This is a genomic window from Mesorhizobium sp. M0306, from assembly GCF_040321655.1.
GTDB lineage: Bacteria > Pseudomonadota > Alphaproteobacteria > Rhizobiales > Rhizobiaceae > Mesorhizobium.
Map to the genome: position 1 here is coordinate 144787 of NZ_JAMYRY010000011.1, position 15563 is coordinate 160349.

General features: G+C 63.1%; 15 protein-coding genes. 5 read left to right on the forward strand and 10 right to left on the reverse strand.

Going from position 1 to position 15563, the window contains the following annotated elements; genetic code table 11:
- Window positions 1-1302 carry an FGGY-family carbohydrate kinase gene (locus tag NKI95_RS17860; protein WP_352718499.1) on the forward strand — a complete coding sequence of 434 codons (1302 nt, stop codon included), beginning with the start codon at window positions 1-3 and terminating at the stop codon, window positions 1300-1302.
- Window positions 1299-2150 carry a TIGR01459 family HAD-type hydrolase gene (locus NKI95_RS17865; RefSeq protein WP_352718501.1) on the forward strand — a complete coding sequence of 284 codons (852 nt, stop codon included), beginning with the start codon at window positions 1299-1301 and terminating at the stop codon, window positions 2148-2150. Before NKI95_RS17860 ends, NKI95_RS17865 begins: the two co-directional genes overlap by 4 nt.
- Before the next feature lie 20 nt (window positions 2151-2170).
- On the opposite strand, the gene NKI95_RS17870 is transcribed toward NKI95_RS17865, so the two are convergent.
- The 6 genes from NKI95_RS17870 to tesB all read right to left on the reverse strand — a co-directional run bounded on the left by NKI95_RS17870 (window position 2171) and on the right by tesB (window position 9716).
- Window positions 2171-2977 carry an exodeoxyribonuclease III gene (locus NKI95_RS17870; RefSeq protein ID WP_352718504.1) on the reverse strand — a complete coding sequence of 269 codons (807 nt, stop codon included), beginning with the start codon at window positions 2975-2977 and terminating at the stop codon, window positions 2171-2173.
- A 133-nt stretch (window positions 2978-3110) separates the two neighbouring features.
- Entirely contained in the window at window positions 3111-3794 is a 684-nt protein-coding gene (locus NKI95_RS17875) for an outer membrane lipoprotein carrier protein LolA (RefSeq protein WP_352718507.1), read from the reverse strand.
- A 134-nt stretch (window positions 3795-3928) separates the two neighbouring features.
- On the reverse strand, window positions 3929-6583 hold the full coding sequence (locus tag NKI95_RS17880) for an FtsK/SpoIIIE family DNA translocase (protein WP_352718510.1): 2655 nt from the start codon (window positions 6581-6583) through the stop codon (window positions 3929-3931).
- Between the two features lie 327 nt (window positions 6584-6910).
- Entirely contained in the window at window positions 6911-8233 is a 1323-nt protein-coding gene (locus NKI95_RS17885) for an ammonium transporter (protein ID WP_292664120.1), read from the reverse strand.
- A gap of 49 nt (window positions 8234-8282) precedes the next feature.
- Complete coding sequence (locus NKI95_RS17890; RefSeq protein ID WP_292664109.1) at window positions 8283-8621, reverse strand: P-II family nitrogen regulator; 339 nt, start codon at window positions 8619-8621, stop codon at window positions 8283-8285.
- Window positions 8622-8840: 219 nt separating this feature from the next.
- The gene (gene tesB / locus NKI95_RS17895; RefSeq protein WP_352718512.1) at window positions 8841-9716 is read right to left on the reverse strand and encodes an acyl-CoA thioesterase II; all 876 of its coding nucleotides are present in this window, start codon (window positions 9714-9716) and stop codon (window positions 8841-8843) included.
- Window positions 9717-9816: 100 nt separating this feature from the next.
- Between tesB and NKI95_RS17900 the strand changes: the two genes are divergently transcribed.
- The gene (locus NKI95_RS17900) at window positions 9817-11058 is read left to right on the forward strand and encodes a ubiquinone biosynthesis hydroxylase (RefSeq protein WP_352718539.1); all 1242 of its coding nucleotides are present in this window, start codon (window positions 9817-9819) and stop codon (window positions 11056-11058) included.
- Between the two features lie 599 nt (window positions 11059-11657).
- On the forward strand, window positions 11658-12347 hold the full coding sequence (locus tag NKI95_RS17905; protein ID WP_352718514.1) for a hypothetical protein: 690 nt from the start codon (window positions 11658-11660) through the stop codon (window positions 12345-12347).
- Window positions 12348-12574: 227 nt separating this feature from the next.
- Here the strand turns inward: NKI95_RS17905 and NKI95_RS17910 are convergent, their stop codons facing one another.
- The 3 genes from NKI95_RS17910 to NKI95_RS17920 all read right to left on the reverse strand — a co-directional run bounded on the left by NKI95_RS17910 (window position 12575) and on the right by NKI95_RS17920 (window position 14003).
- Window positions 12575-13102: a hypothetical protein gene (locus NKI95_RS17910; protein WP_352718516.1), complete on the reverse strand. Its 528-nt coding sequence runs from the start codon at window positions 13100-13102 to the stop codon at window positions 12575-12577.
- A 128-nt stretch (window positions 13103-13230) separates the two neighbouring features.
- A complete protein-coding gene (locus NKI95_RS17915) occupies window positions 13231-13587 on the reverse strand; it encodes a YciI family protein (RefSeq protein ID WP_352718518.1) in 357 nt (118 codons plus the stop codon).
- A gap of 2 nt (window positions 13588-13589) precedes the next feature.
- Entirely contained in the window at window positions 13590-14003 is a 414-nt protein-coding gene (locus NKI95_RS17920; protein WP_352718520.1) for a hypothetical protein, read from the reverse strand.
- 31 nt (window positions 14004-14034) lie between these two features.
- On the opposite strand from NKI95_RS17920, the gene NKI95_RS17925 reads away from it, so the two are divergent.
- Window positions 14035-14460 carry an OsmC family protein gene (locus NKI95_RS17925; protein WP_352517650.1) on the forward strand — a complete coding sequence of 142 codons (426 nt, stop codon included), beginning with the start codon at window positions 14035-14037 and terminating at the stop codon, window positions 14458-14460.
- A 211-nt stretch (window positions 14461-14671) separates the two neighbouring features.
- Here NKI95_RS17925 and NKI95_RS17930 read toward each other — a convergent pair whose 3' ends face one another.
- Window positions 14672-15310: a YceH family protein gene (locus NKI95_RS17930; RefSeq protein ID WP_352718522.1), complete on the reverse strand. Its 639-nt coding sequence runs from the start codon at window positions 15308-15310 to the stop codon at window positions 14672-14674.
- Window positions 15311-15563 lie beyond the last annotated feature (253 nt).

Consider the following 15563-nt stretch of genomic DNA (forward strand, 5'->3'; position numbering starts at 1 on the left):
ATGCCGCGTTCGTCAAGCCCGCTATCAACTGGCCCGCTTGCCATCGGCATCGACATCGGTACATCCGGCGCGCGCGCCGTCGCCATGCGCCCGGACTTTTCCATTGCCGCGCATTCCGCTATTGCCCTCGAGCGATTTGGGCTGAACGGCCGCGACCCCGCCATATGGTGGGAGGCGGTCGGCGCGACGTTGGCGGAACTGCTCAAATGTATCGATCGCGCGGCAGTGCGTTCGATCGCCGTCGACGGTACGTCGGGCACGCTGCTGCCGGTCGACGGCGCCGGGCGGCCGCTGGCCGAACCGCTGATGTACAACGACAAGGTCGCTCACGACACCATTCTGACTGCAATAGCCGGCGCGGCACCGGCAACGAGCGCTGCACTTGGGGCGACGTCCGGTCTCGCCAAGGCGCTGTCTTTCCAGCACCTGCCCGGCGTCGCCACTGTGCTGCACCAGGCCGACTGGATCGCCGGACAGTTTTCCGGCCGCTTCGATGTCAGCGACGAGAACAACGCCCTAAAGACCGGCTACGACGTCGAGGCCCGGCGCTGGCCGGACTGGATCGCGGCGACCGGCATGCGCGCGGAATTCCTGCCTCGCGTCGTGCGGCCGGGCGATGTCACGGGCACGCTCACCGCCAGCGCCGCGAAAATGTTCGGCCTGACGCGTGACGTGGTTGTCGTCGCCGGCACCACCGATGGCTGTGCGTCGTTCCTGGCGACCGGTGCGAGTGCCGCGGGCGACGGCGTTACCGCGCTCGGCTCGTCGCTGACCATCAAGATCCTCTCCGACCGGCCGATCTCGGCGCCGCAATTCGGCATCTACAGCCACAGGCTGGGAGACACCTACCTGGCGGGCGGCGCCTCGAATTCCGGCGGCAAGGTGCTGGCCCAGCATTTCCCCGTCGCCCGCATTGTCGAGCTCAGCAAAAAGATCGATCCGGCAACCGAGACCGGCCTCGATTATTACCCGCTTCCGGCACCGGGCGAACGCTTCCCCATAGCCGATCCAGCGCTGCCGCCCCGCCTCGAGCCGCGGCCCGCCGACGACGCCGACTATCTGAAAGCGATGTTCGAGGGTATTGCGGCGATCGAGGCGCTCGGCTATCGCCGGCTTGCCGAACTCGGCGCACCCCGGCTGACATCGGTCAGGAGCGTCGGCGGCGGTGCGGCCAATCCGGCCTGGACGGCGATCCGGCAGCGCAAGCTTGGCGTCGCTCTCGTGCCGGCTCTTTCGGAGGAGGCCGCTGCCGGCACGGCGCGGCTGGCGCTGATGGGCGCAAGCGCAGCGGGGCTTTTATGACGGCCAAGGCAATTCAACACCTCGACGGCGTCGCCGCGCTGGCCGAGCGCTATCAGGTGTTCCTGCTCGACCAGTTTGGTGTGCTGCACGACGGCACCAGCGCCTATCCAGGTGCTGTCGAAGCCTTGTCGGCACTCAAGCGCGCCGGCAAGACCATCGTGCTGATCTCGAATTCCGGCAAGCGGGCGCAACCCAATGAGCGCCGCCTGCTGAAGCTCGGCTTCGAACCGGGAAGCTGGGACCACTTTGTCTCCTCCGGCGAGGTGGCGTGGCGCTCCTTCCATCAAATGGCGGCATCCGGAGCCCTGCGCCCGCAGACAAAATGCCTGCTGATCCGCCGCGACAATGACCGTTCGGCTGTCGACGGCCTGCCCTTCGTCCTGGCCAAGGACGGCGACGATGCAGAACTGGTGCTGATTTCCGCCAGCGAGGGCGATCGCTACGACCTCGACCATTATCGCCGGCTTCTTGGTCCGGCAGCGGCGCGGCGGGTGCCATGCTTCTGCACCAATCCCGACAAGATCATGCTGACTGCCGTCGGCCCTCGCTTCGGCGCCGGCCGGCTCGCCGATCTCTATGAGAGCCTCGGCGGCAGCGTGGCACGCATTGGCAAGCCCAATCCGCAGATATTCGAGGCAGCGCTGGCACTGGCGGGCCACCCGGAGCGCGACAGCGTGGTCTGCGTCGGCGACAGCGTCGAGCACGACATAGCCGGCGGCAACGGCGTCGGCGTCGCGACGACGCTGGTCCTGTCGGGCATATTGGCGGGGGCGCCTGACCTGGAGGACGTTTTCGCCACGCTGAACGCCCGTCCCGACTACATCGCGGATAGCTTCAGGTTTCGCTGAGTTGTTAAGGCGAGACAAAGCTAATCGAGGTTGAAACGCCCGATCACCGGCACATGGTCCGAGGGCCGTTCCCAGCCGCGCGCCGGCCGCAGGATTTCATAGCCGGCAAAATGCGGCACCAGGTTTGGCGATGACCAGATATGGTCGAGGCGGCGGCCGCGATTTGAGGCCTGCCAATCCTGGGCGCGATAGCTCCACCAGGTGTAGAGTTTCTCCTCGTAAGGCACATTGAGCCGCATCAGGTCGATCCAGTCGCCGGCGAGCCGCATTGCCTCGAAATTTTCCGTCTCGACCGGCGTATGGCTGACGACGTTGAGGAGCTGCTTGTGCGACCAGACATCGTGCTCGAGCGGCGCGACGTTGAGATCGCCGACCAGGATCGAGCCGGAAACCTCGTCATGCTCGGCGCGGACGGCGTTCATCTCGGCAACGAAATCGAGCTTGTGCTTGAACTTGCGGTTGACGGTCGGGTCGGGCTCGTCGCCGCCGGCCGGTACGTAGAAATTGTGCAGCAGGATCGTCTTGCCGCCGGCGTTGACGGTGACCGACAGATGCCGGCTGTCGTCGATCTCGCAGAAGCGGCGCTTTTCGACGATCTCGATCGGACGACGCGCTATGGTCGCAACGCCGTGATAGCCCTTCTGGCCATGGAAGGCGATGTGCTCGTAGCCAAGCTTGCGGAACGCCTTCTCCGGAAACAATTCGTCCGGAACCTTGGTTTCCTGCAGGCAAAGCACGTCCGGCGCCTGCTCGACCAGCAGGCGCTCGACAATCGGCATGCGCAGCCGGACGGAGTTGATGTTCCAGGTAGCGACGGAAAACGGCATGTGGGGTTCCGGACAACGCAAGATCCGCCGGATGGCTCCGACGGAAGTCAATCGCGGAAACTACTGCCAGCCGCGCACCGTAAAGACAAGCCGCCCGCACCAACGCGGAAAGCCATCCCGCAGCGGTAGAAAGCTACCTAGTCTTGGTGTTCAGTTCCCGGTTGGCCGTATAGTCGATGGCGAAGGTGTCGGGGGCGAAGCTGACGCCCTCCTTGGTGTTGAAGATCATCACCGTTGTGTCCTTGCCTTGCGCATCGGTGATGGTCCACTGCCGCAATTCATAGGATTTCGGATCGAACATCATGGTGATCTTCGAATTGCCGAACACGGATTTGTCGGCAAGCTGGATAGTGGTGAGATCGTTTTCTTCCTTGACGCTTCTGACGCGTCCGCCCGAGAGATCGATCTTGTCGTCGAGCAGCAGCTTCAGTGGCGTCTTCGACAGCGGATAGAGGTCGGAGGTCCGCAGCTTCTTGTTGAGGATGACCACCGACTTGCCGTCGGAAATCACCCTGAAATTCGAGGCGCCGTCATAATTGAAGCGGATCTTGCCCGGCCGTTCCAGAAAGAACTTGCCGCCGGTCTGCTCGCCCTTGGGTCCGAACTGCACGAACTCGCCGCTCATCGATTTGACCGAGGAGAAATGATCGGCGATTTTCTGCGCCGTCGCCGGAACCGCTGCTTGCGCCGACGCTAGCAACTGGAAGCCGGGCACGAGGTTGGCGGCCGCCGCACCGGCCAGGACCAGACCGAGGCCGAGCACATGCCGGCGGGTTGGGGCGAAATCCCTGCTTGGGGCGAGAGTTGCGTTTTTCATGCCGGTCACCATCATTTGATTGCTTGCTCGTTATATTGGTCTGGCCCCCCAGTTGGGCTTAAGTTTGGCGGGCCGCACGGCGCTCATCCGTTGCAACGCGCCAAAAGGTTCAAAGTTGCCGGCGCTGATGCGCTCTAGAACTTGTCGTCCTCCGTCGGTACCAGGATTTCGCGTTTTCCGGCATGATTGGCCGGGCCGACAATGCCTTCCTTCTCCATCTTCTCGATGATCGAGGCGGCGCGGTTGTAGCCGATGCCGAGCCGGCGCTGGATGTAGCTGGTCGAGGCCTTGCCGTCGCGCAGCACCACCGCAACCGCCTGGTCGTAGGGGTCGTCGGAATCGTCAAAATTGCCGCCGTCGCCGCCGCCACTGCCTTTGCCCGACGGCTCATCGTCGTCCTTGTCGTCGTCCTCGGTGATGGCGTCGAGATATTCCGGCACGCCCTGCAGCTTCAGATGCGCGACGATCTTCTCCACCTCGTCGTCGGAGACGAAGGGACCGTGCACGCGCTGGATGCGGCCGCCGCCGGCCATGTAGAGCATGTCGCCCATGCCGAGCAGCTGTTCGGCGCCCTGCTCGCCCAGGATGGTGCGGCTGTCGATCTTCGATGTCACCTGGAACGAGATACGGGTCGGGAAATTTGCCTTGATGGTGCCGGTGATGACGTCGACCGACGGACGCTGCGTCGCCATGATGACATGGATGCCGGCGGCGCGCGCCATCTGCGCCAGGCGCTGCACCGCGCCTTCGATGTCCTTGCCGGCGACCATCATCAAATCGGCCATCTCGTCGATGATGACGACGATGTAGGGCATCGGCTCGAGGTCGAGGTTCTCCGTCTCGTAGATCGCTTCGCCGGTCTGGCGGTCGAAGCCGGTCTGCACGGTGCGCGAGATCCTTTCGCCTTTTTTCTCGGCCTGCTGCACGCGCGCGTTGAAGCCGTCGATGTTGCGGACGCCAACCTTCGACATCTTGCGGTAGCGGTCCTCCATCTCGCGCACGGTCCATTTCAGCGCCACCACCGCCTTCTTCGGATCGGTGACCACCGGCGTCAGAAGATGCGGAATGCCGTCATAGACCGAGAGCTCCAGCATCTTTGGATCGATCATGATCAGTCGGCAGTCCTGCGGCGTCAGCCGGTAGAGCAGCGACAGGATCATGGTGTTGATGGCGACGGACTTGCCCGAGCCGGTGGTACCGGCGACCAGCACGTGCGGCATTTTGGCGATGTCGACGATCACCGCCTCGCCATTGATGGTCTTGCCCAGCGCCAGCGCTAGCTTGGACTTTGTCGTTTCGAAATCGCGGCTGGCGAGTATCTCCCTGAGATAGACGGTCTCGCGTTTGGCGTTCGGCAGCTCGATGCCGATGGCGTTGCGGCCTGGCACCACGGCGACACGGCAGGCGATGGCGCTCATCGAGCGGGCGATGTCGTCGGAAAGGCCGATGACCCGCGACGATTTGATGCCGGGCGCCGGCTCCAGTTCATAAAGCGTGACGACCGGGCCGGGACGCACATGGATGATCTCGCCCTTGACGCCGAAATCCTCCAGCACGCCTTCGAGCAGGCGGGCATTCTGCTCCAGCGCGTCCTTGGACAGGCTGGCATCGCGCACGACATTCTTCGGCTCGGACAGGAAATGCAGCGACGGCATTTCAAACCTTTCCGAGCCGATCAGTGTGGTCTGCGCTTCGCGCTGGACGCGGGCGCCCGGAGCCGGGCGGGGTGCCGGCGCTGCGACGCGCGTGGCCGCATCGGATCGGAAATTCTGAACCTGCGCTGTCGGGGCGCTGCGCCGTTGGCCCACGGGCTCCGGTGCAAAATCCATGTCGTCATTGTCATCGTTGTCGAAGACGTCGGCATCGTCGGGGTCGATCGAGGCACTGCGGTCGTTGACCATGGCGGCGAAGAATTCCGGCTCGACGCGGGCGCGCCCGCCCGGGCTCATCCGCGCTTCGGCGAACTCGGCCGACTCGACCCGTTCGGCCGCCCGCCGCCAGGCGCTGGGGCGCGGCTCCATCTCCGGCTCGAAATCGTCGTGCTCGCGCCGGCGCGCGGCGCGGCGGCGCAGATAGGCGCGCAGCGACAGCCACCAGTGGGTGATGGCGCCAAGCGCCAATATACCTTCGTCGCCCTCGTCCTCTTCATTGTCGAAAAGCAGGTCGTCCTGCGGATCGGGCACGGCAGGCTGTTCGAGGACGGCAAAGCCGTTCTTGCGTGAAATCAGCGCCGAGCCATACAAGAATACCCACAGCGCCGGCGCTGCCAGGAGCACGGCGAGCACGCTGGCGACGAGGCCGGTCGGATAACCGCCGATGACCAGGCCGGGAATGTTGAGCACCATATCGCCAAATACGCCGCCGAGGCCGGTCGGCAGCGGCCATGTCTTGGGCGGCACCACGCAGCCGGCAATTGCCGCGCCAAGCAGCGAAAACCCGAACCAGGCCAGCGCCCGTTTCGGCAGCCGGTCGACGCCGCGCGCGGTAAACAGCAGAAATCCCCAGATCACCGCCGGCACCAGCGCCGCAACGGCGGCAAGCCCGAAGAACTGCATGGCAATGTCGGAAAAGACGGCGCCGGCATAACCCATTGCATTGGTGACGATATTATCGGTGGCGTGCGAAAAGCTCGGATCGGCGACGTTCCAGGTGGCAAGGGCGGCGACGCCGAAACCAACCAGAGCAAACAGCCCGGCACCGACCAGCCGCCCGACCTGGCGCCTCGCGAACGACCGGATGCCGTGCTCCGTATCGGCCAGCGCAAGCGGTGCTGAAGCCCCTGAACGCATGCTCTTCCTCGTCTGTCGTTGCCCGGCCGGGCGCGGACGCGCAACACGGCAGATTCGGCTGTCAGACTAGCGGCGGGAAGGTTAAGGGCGCATTAACCATGGGCAATCTGCGTCGTCGGAACGGGCGCAGCTGCGGCCGCTGTTTCACGCCGCCGGTGGATCGAGCACCTTGATCAAGCGATTGTGATCGAGCCATAACGGCCGCCTGCACACAAAAAAAGAGGCCCGGAGATCTTCCGGGCCTCAAGGCGTGAGCCCTTTCAGGAGCATCACGACGGGATATTCCCGGCACCGGCAAAACACCGGCGCCAGCCAATTGCCTTAACCTTACGGCACCACTTCGCCGTGCTGGCTGATGTCGAGCCCTTCGACCTCTTCCTGGGTGGAAGGACGCAGGCCGACCAGCGCCTTGACGATGTAGAGGATCACGAAGCTCGCGATCGCCGTCCACAGGATGGTGAAGACGATACCGTAGAGCTGCTTGCCGACAGAGGCACCCGAGCCGAGGCTGTTGATCGCCGGATCGGCGAGCACGCCGGTCAGCAATGCGCCGATGATGCCGCCGATGCCGTGCACGCCGAATGCATCGAGCGAGTCGTCATAGCCGAACGCGTGCTTGAGCTTGACGGCCGAGACATAGCACAGCACGCCGGCGACGATGCCGACGATAAAGGCGCCGGTCGGATTGACGAAGCCGGAAGCCGGTGTCACCGCGACCAGGCCGGCGACGGCGCCCGAGATGATGCCGAGAATGCTCGGCTTCTTGGCGACGATCCATTCGGCGAACATCCAGGCGAGCGCCGCAGCGGCAGCGGCAACCTGGGTGTTCAGCATCGCGGCACCGGCAAGGCCGTCGGCGGCCAGTTCCGAGCCGGCGTTGAAGCCGAACCAGCCGACCCACAGCAGCGAAGCGCCGATCACGGAGTAGACGAGGTTGTGCGGCGCCATGTTGGTGGTGCCGTAGCCTTCACGTTTGCCGAGAACCAGCGCGCAGACCAGGCCGGCAACACCGGCATTGATGTGAACGACCGTGCCGCCGGCGAAATCGAGAACGCCGGCTGTGCCGAGGAAGCCGCCGCCCCACACCCAGTGCGCGATCGGGGCATAGACGACCAGCAGCCACGCTCCCATGAAGATGAGCAGCGCCGAGAACTTCATGCGTTCGGCGAAGGCGCCGGCAATCAGCGCCGGCGTGATGATGGCGAAGGTCATCTGGAACATCGAGAAGACGAACTCAGGAATGTTCGCCACCCCCGGCAGCCACAGCGACGAGGTGGTGATGCCGTTGTGGAAGAACTTCGAGAAGCCGCCGAGATAGGCATTCATGCCGCCGCCATCCGAGAAGGCCAGCGAGTAGCCGAACATGAACCACAGCACCGTCACCAGGCAGGTGATGGCAAAGCTCTGCATGATGGTGGCGAGCACGTTCTTCTTGCGCACCATGCCGCCATAAAACAGCGCCAGGCCCGGTATAGTCATCATCAGCACCAGGGCCGTCGAGGTCAGCATCCAGGCGGTGTTGCCGGTGTCGAGCGCGGGCGCAGGGGCAGCCGGTGCTGCCGGAGCCGCTTCCTGCGCGAACGCAGCAACCGTGCCCAGTGCAGCGAGAGCGAGCGAGCCCAAAACGGCCGCGCGTCCCGTTATCTTCAAGGTGGAAGGAATATTCATTGAACTCTCCATTGGAATACGTATCCGCGGCTCAAAGCGCGTCGGTGTCTGTTTCGCCGGTGCGAATGCGCACCGCCTGGTCGATGCCGAAAACGAAGATCTTGCCGTCGCCGATCTGGCCGGTCTTGGCCGCCGCGGTGATGGCGTCGACGGCCTTGTCGACCATGTCGACAGCGACCGCGACTTCGATCTTGATCTTCGGCAGGAAGCTGACCGCGTATTCCGCCCCGCGATAGATTTCCGTGTGCCCCTTCTGACGTCCGTAGCCTTTTACTTCGGTGACGGTCAGGCCCTGGATGCCGACTGCGGTGAGCGCCTCGCGCACCTCGTCGAGCTTGAACGGCTTTATGATTGCCATCACGATCTTCATAAGGTTTCACCCTTTGCTGTTGCGGGTCCCCGCGTTTGCACGACTTCGCCGATCCCCATGAGAGCCGGAGAGTGCCCGCTAGGATTCAAGCTCCGTGCCAATTGCCGAAGCAGGGTGTTAAGCTATTGTTAAACAACGAAATCGGGAAGGTTTGCCGACTGCCTGTTCACAGGCGCGGCAGGGCATATGCTTAAAAAATAGGCAAATTTCGAAAAATGCCTACTCCGCAGGCGGCCGCTTCAGCCGGATGAGTCCTTCTTGGGCAACCGAGGCGATCAACGTGCCGTCGCGCGCAAACAGCGAGCCGCGGGTAAAGCCTCGCGATCCTTGCGTCGACGGGCTGTCTTGCGTGTACAGCATCCAGTCGTCGAGCGGATGGCTGCGATGGAACCACATGGCGTGGTCGAGGCTGGCTGCCTGGATATCGCGATCGAAAATGGCGCGGCCATGGGCAAAGGTCGAGGTGTCGAGCAGCGTCATGTCGGAGAGGTAAGCGAGCACGGCCGCCTGCGTGCCGCGGTCCGCCGGCACCGGGCCGGTGGTGCGGATCCAGATGTTCTGCTTCGGCTCGAGCTTTTCCCGGCTGGTATAATGCTTCAGCATCACCGGCTTCATCTCGATCGGCCGGTCGCGCTCCCAATAGCGCTTGATGCCGTCGGGCACGGCTTCGCCGAACTTGCCCAGCAATTCGCGCTGCGACAGCAACGTGTCGGGCGCCGGCACGTCCTGCGGCATCGGCACCTGATGTTCCAGGCCGACCTCATCCTGCTGGAACGAAGCTTCGAGCGAAAAGATCGCCTGGCCGTGCTGGATCGCCACGACGCGGCGCGTAGTAAAGGAGCCGCCGTCGCGGATGCGGTCGACCTCGTAGATGATCGGCACCTTGGTGTCGCCCGGCCGCATGAAATAGCCATGCAGCGAATGCACGTGGCGCTCGGGCTGAACCGTTCGCTGCGCGGCGATCAGCGCCTGGGCGATGGTCTGGCCGCCGAAGATGCGCTGCCAGTCGAGCTTGGGGCTGCGACCACGATACAGATTGTGTTCCAGCTGCTCGAGGTCGAGAATGCTGAGAAGCTCGTCCATGGCTGCCGTCATCTTGACCTCGCCGCAAAATTACCATGGCGGTTTCCGACAGGAACAGCGGGCAGTCAAGGGCGGAATGCCCGGCGACAGTCAGGCTGCGAAAGGAATTGCCATGGTCGACAGCAAGAATTCGCTCGACGTTCTGGTCGCCGGCGCCGGTTATGTCGGCTTGGCCGCCGCCGTGTCGCTGAAGCAGGCGCGGCCGAGCCTCGCCGTCGCCGTCGTCGATGCCGCACCGGCCGGCGTCTGGCAGGAGGACGGCCGCGCCTCGGCGATTGCCGCCGCCGCGTGCCGCATGCTCGACCAGCTCGGCGTCTGGAACGAGATCGCGCCGGAGGCGCAGGCGATCACCGAAATGATCGTCACCGATTCGCGCACGACGGATCCGGTCCGCCCGGTGTTCCTCACCTTCGACGGCGAGGTCGCGCCCGGCGAACCCTTTGCGCATATGGTCGCCAACAAGGATTTGAACGGCGCCTTGCGCCGGCGCGCCGAACAACTCGGCATCGGCATCATCGAAGGCGTCGCCGTCAGCGCCTTCGACATCAACGGTGCCGGCATCACCGTGCATCTTGCCGATGGCGCGACGCTGAAGGCGCGCCTGCTGGTCGCCGCCGACGGCGTCAACTCGAAGCTGCGCGACATGGCCGGCATCAAGACGGTGAAATGGGAGTATGGCCAGTCCGGCATCGTCTGCACCGTTGCCCATGAGCGCCCGCACAATGGCCGCGCCGAAGAGCATTTTTTGCCGGCGGGCCCCTTCGCCACATTGCCGCTGAAGCCTGGCAAGGACGGCAACCGCTCGTCGATCGTCTGGGTCGAGCGGACAGAGGATGCGCAGAAACTGGTCGATGGCGACGACCTCGTCTTCGAGCATGAGTTGGAACTGCGTTTTGGTCTGAAGCTTGGTGAAATCCACCTTGCTGACAAGCCGCGCGCCTGGCCGCTCGGCTTGACGCTTGCCCGCGCCTTCGTCGCACGGCGCATTGCGCTCGTCGGCGATGCCGCCCACGGCATCCATCCGATCGCCGGCCAGGGCCTCAATCTCGGCTTCAAGGATGTGGCGGCATTGGCCGAAGTGGTGGTCGAGGCCGACCGGCTCGGCCAGGACATCGGCGCGCTGGACGTGCTCGAGCGTTACCAGCAGTGGCGGCGCTTCGACACGGTGCAGATGGGCGTCACAACCGACGTGCTCAACCGGCTGTTTTCCAACGACATCGGCCCGCTGCGCGCCGTCCGCGACATCGGCCTCGGCCTGGTCGAGCGCATGCCGCGCCTGAAGGATTTCTTCATCCGCCAGGCATCGGGGCTGTCCGGCGACACGCCGCGGCTATTGAAAGGGGAAGCGATCTAGCGCCCACAAAGGATGGCAGAAAACCACCACGGCAATCAGGACGCCGAACCCGAACCGCCCGCTCTGCATTTCCTCAATCAGTCCCACAACAGCGTGCCGATCAGATCGGCTACTGCGCCGCAACATAGGCCACTGGTTCCATTTGTACCCTAGATGTCGCGGCCCGAGATTATCGGCACTTGGGATTATCGCGATTTTCGGCCCACATTAATCGCGACTATGGATCTGCGCCGGCCCGCAATAAATGCCTGGCCGTTAACAACACGCGACAGGGTGGTGCGAGAAGTCCCGAGCCGCTGCGCAGCATCGGTCACCTCTATGCCGAGTGGCGCAAGCACGTCCTCGCGCAACAGTTCGCCGGGCTGGGATGGCTTTCATCACGAACGTTCCCGGCGGCCGAACGCCTTCTGAAACCTCCGGCGGTAGGAATAATTTACCCAAAAAATCTCAAAGTGCTGTTCTCTTTCATTTCGTATGGACTTATTTTGGGATTTTAGGGTATTTTGTACCAATTTTATATTTGTCCGCCGATTGTCCTTGATTTGCCGTCGATTTGTTGGCACAATGTAAGCGTAGAATGCAAGTTAAATGAGGAAGAAATGGCCAACATCTATGCATCGCCTGAAAAGATACAGCACGCCAAGCGGTTGTTTGAAATCGGTATCGAATACCTAGAAGCTCAGGGCTATGAGGTTTCGCGCGTTCTGCGTGCCGGAAAGAAGAGCCTGCGCCGTGTGAAGAAGGGCAAGGAGGAGTTCAACGTCGCTATCCGTACGTCACAGGACCAGTGGTTTGCCTTCCCCCGCGAGGACGCGACCGGCAATTGGTTGGGCATGGATGATGTCGAGGTGCAGCGAGTTATCGTTGTCGCTCTCAATACCCGCGAGGAAGGGAAGGAAAAGATTGGCCTCGTTCACGACTTTTCAGCCTCTGAGGTTCGGGATCGCTTGAATAGGAATTTCAAGGCCCGTTATGCGGCAAACCCGAATGTCGATACCTCACATGGCAACTGGATTTCCCTGTACCACAAGGAAGCCAACGAGCCGGTTTCATTTGTCGGCGCTGGTATCGGTTTGAAGTTTCCGCCAAAGGATCGCGTTCCGCTGTTCGGCGCAACCAGTAACGAGGTTGAGGAGGAAGACCTAGCCGAAGCTGATGAGTCGAGTGAACTCGCCGCCGCTGTCGCCGAGATCGTTGCCGAGCCGTTGACTATTCCCGAGGCGAAGCGCCGCCTTGCTCTCACTTTCGGCGTCGATCCTTCGGCTATCAAGATCACTGTTGAGGGCTAATTGCCCTCAACTCCACCCACTGGTCCCGTCTCACATAATCTGGGGCCAGTCTGAATTATTGTGGGCCGGCGCGGATCGGGATCTATAGTCGCAATTAATGTGGTCCGAAAATCGCGATGATCACGGGCCGGAGTGCGGATAATCTCGGACCGCTACACCTAGAGCTTTGACGTCCTAGCCATGGTTATGGGTACCTTCTCGTTCTTTCAAAAGTGGAATGCGATGGCTCAACTCACTTCGAAGCCGAGCTTCTGCCGCAACCGCAGCATGCGCTGGTCTGATATCTGCAGGCGCTGCTCGCCGGTCTGCGCCACGCGGTTCACCATCTGCAGCAAATCGTTTCGCTCCGTTACGTCGAGCCGTTCGCGCAGGAACGGTGCCAGCTTGTCGATGACGACCGTGGCGTCGTCGATTTGCGATGCCGCCCATTTGGCGTAGATCACCGCTTCATCGGTCTGCTTTTTGTCGGCAATCTCCGAGATCACCGATCGAATGGCAGCTTCGCGTTGCGGCAGCACGGGACCATGCTCGCAAACAATGGCGGTGATCAGCGTCGCGGCGGCCACGACCGGATCGTCGATTGCCGTCAGCGGCGAGAGCGCCGCCTGCTTGCGCAATTTCTTGCGGCGGATATTGCCCTGGACGCGGCCAACGACGTCGGCAACCTCACGCGCCGCGTCGTTCATGGTCTTCAGCCGGTACCACCAGAACGCCGCTGCCCCCAGCAGGCCGATTGCAGCAATCAATATATGCATGCCCCAAGATCCCCCAACCTCGGGCGACGATAGGAGAAGTATTGCTTTGCTTCAACACGCAAAAGTTGCGTGCAACCAAGAAAACGACGGTCCGCCCGCGCTGTTGGCCGCCAACTGCCGAGACACCTTCATGACCCCGGCACGTTGTAGATCGCCCGCACCTCGATCGTGCCGATTTCGGCCAGCGGAATGCCGCCGGCGATCTCCAGTGCCTCGTCGAGATCCCCGGCCTCGATCATCAGGAAGCCGAGCAACTGCTCCTTGGTCTCGGCGAAGGGGCCGTCGGTGACCAGCCGCTTGCCCTGGCGCCGGCGCACGGTCTTCGACGTCTTCACCGATTGCAGCGCCTGCGCGATGACCAGCCGTCCGCTTTGCGCCACCGACCTGTCATAGGCCAGCGAATCGGCGTCGAGCTTGGCCAGTCTCGCTGGCGTCATGGCGTAGAGATCTTTTTCTTCACCGTAGACCAGGCAAACGTATTTCATCTTTACCTCCATTCCTGGGTTGGACCGTAGGACGAGGCTACGGAAACATTGGCCTGGCCCTTGGCCGCTGCATAATCGAGAAAGGACACCGCAATGCCGATAATGGCAATCGCCGCAAGCAGCCGGCCGAAGCCGGAAGGCGGCAGGTGCGACCAGTCGGCTTGTTGTTCACCGGCCCTGTGGCTGGTGCTTGCCCAGTGAGCAGAAAACAGATTGTTCATGTGGTCCTCCATCCGGCCACCAATTCCGGGGCCGCCCGCAGGACGGCCGGGACAGATGGAAGTCGACATTTTTGCACGCATATTTTTTTCGCGATTTTTTTCCCGAGCGATTTTGCCCGACCATGCTGCTGTCGATACGAAAGCGCGGGTGGCCTTCGCTCCCGCGCGCGCTATAGTCGACTGGATGCCGATCACGGGCTCAGCCACGACAATCAAGGAGGAATTGATGGACCGCACCGCCAACGCCGTTTGGAAAGGCAGTTTCAAGGAAGGCAAAGGCACACTCGAAACCCAGAGCGGGGTGCTGAAGGGCACGCCCTATTCGGCCAAGATGCGTTTCGAGGACGAGAGCGGCAAATCCGGCACCAACCCGGAAGAGCTGATCGCCGCCGCCCACGCCGGCTGCTACGCCATGCAGCTTTCGCATTTTCTCGCCGAGAACGGCACGCCGGCCGCCGAGCTCGACGCCAAGGCCGTGGTAACGCTGGTCCCCGGCACCGGCATCACCGGCAGCGCGATCACGCTGGTCGGCAAGGTGCCGGGCATCGATGCCGCCAAGTTCAAGGAATTGGCCGAGAAGGCCAAGGCCGAATGCCCGGTCTCAAAAGCGCTCGGCGCCATCAAAGTATCGCTCGACGCCAGGCTCGGGTGAGCCGCCAAACGAACGTCGGCGATCCTTCGCGCCCCCCTCTGCCCTGCCGGGCATCTCCCCCTCAAGTGGGGAGATTGGCAGTTTTGGCGACGGCTCTCGTCCTTCAACCTTGGTGATTGGCGAAAGTGGAGATGACAGCGCAATCTCCCCCCTTGAGGGGGAGATGTCCGGCAGGACAGAGGGGGGCGCTGTCCCGCCGGCATTCGAGTGACTATGTAGTGCCGTCGCCGGACAGCGCGTCGAGGCGGGCGCGCAATGCCGCGACCTCTTGCTCGAGGGCGTGCACGCGCGTCTCCAGATCCGACGCCGGCGAGGACGACTGCAGGGCTGCGGCAGCCGGCAGCTGCGGCGGTCCGCTGAGCAGATGGACATAGCGATCCTCGCGCTGGCCTGGCCCGCGATCGATCTGCTGCACCAGCGGTGGCCGGCGGCCGATCAGCAGATCGACGTTGCCGCGAAGCTCGTCGATCGACGGCAGCCGCGCCATGCGCTCGCTTCGTGCCAGCAATTCATAGGCCGTCTGCGGGCCGCGCAGCAGCAACAGGCCGAGCAGCGCGATCTGCGCCGAGGTCAGGGAAAAGCGCTGTGCCACCACATGCTCGTAGCGCTCGACGCGCGACGCGAACACCTGCCTGACAAGGCCCTTCTGCTCGAGCTGGCCAAGCGCCCGCCTAACCTCGCCAAGCTCGACCGACATCACCGGCTCGCGCGCCGTCTTCTGGTTGGCGGCGGCAAGTGCTGCATTGAGCGTCAGCGGATAGACGTCGGGCGTCAGTTCCTTCTTCTCGATCAGGCAGCCGAGCACGCGCGCCTCGACGGGGGAGAGGATGGGAAGGTCGGAGTCGGTCATAGGTGGTATCCATTTGAAGTCGGCGGGACAGCGCCCCCCTCTGTCCTGCCGGACATCTCCCCCTCCAGGGGGGAGATTGGCAATATAGCCGATTTCGCCAATCTCCAGCGTTGCCGAATAAAGCCCCGCGCCGAAACTGCCAATCTCCCCACTAGAGGGGGAGATGTCCGGCAGGACAGAGGGGGGCGCGAAGGATCGCTGCGGATGAGACAATCCCGGCCGCAACCCTATACCCGTCGCTCCACCATCATCT

Coding starts and splice junctions, on each gene's coding strand:
- NKI95_RS17860 (WP_352718499.1), top strand. CDS start 1: ATGCCGCGTTCGTCAAGCCCGCTATCAACTGGCCCGCTTGCCATCGGC.
- NKI95_RS17865 (WP_352718501.1), top strand. CDS start 1,299: ATGACGGCCAAGGCAATTCAACACCTCGACGGCGTCGCCGCGCTGGCC.
- NKI95_RS17870 (WP_352718504.1), bottom strand. CDS start 2,977: ATGCCGTTTTCCGTCGCTACCTGGAACATCAACTCCGTCCGGCTGCGC.
- NKI95_RS17875 (WP_352718507.1), bottom strand. CDS start 3,794: ATGAAAAACGCAACTCTCGCCCCAAGCAGGGATTTCGCCCCAACCCGC.
- NKI95_RS17880 (WP_352718510.1), bottom strand. CDS start 6,583: ATGCGTTCAGGGGCTTCAGCACCGCTTGCGCTGGCCGATACGGAGCAC.
- NKI95_RS17890 (WP_292664109.1), bottom strand. CDS start 8,621: ATGAAGATCGTGATGGCAATCATAAAGCCGTTCAAGCTCGACGAGGTG.
- tesB (WP_352718512.1), bottom strand. CDS start 9,716: ATGACGGCAGCCATGGACGAGCTTCTCAGCATTCTCGACCTCGAGCAG.
- NKI95_RS17900 (WP_352718539.1), top strand. CDS start 9,817: ATGGTCGACAGCAAGAATTCGCTCGACGTTCTGGTCGCCGGCGCCGGT.
- NKI95_RS17905 (WP_352718514.1), top strand. CDS start 11,658: ATGGCCAACATCTATGCATCGCCTGAAAAGATACAGCACGCCAAGCGG.
- NKI95_RS17910 (WP_352718516.1), bottom strand. CDS start 13,102: ATGCATATATTGATTGCTGCAATCGGCCTGCTGGGGGCAGCGGCGTTC.
- NKI95_RS17915 (WP_352718518.1), bottom strand. CDS start 13,587: ATGAAATACGTTTGCCTGGTCTACGGTGAAGAAAAAGATCTCTACGCC.
- NKI95_RS17925 (WP_352517650.1), top strand. CDS start 14,035: ATGGACCGCACCGCCAACGCCGTTTGGAAAGGCAGTTTCAAGGAAGGC.
- NKI95_RS17930 (WP_352718522.1), bottom strand. CDS start 15,310: ATGACCGACTCCGACCTTCCCATCCTCTCCCCCGTCGAGGCGCGCGTG.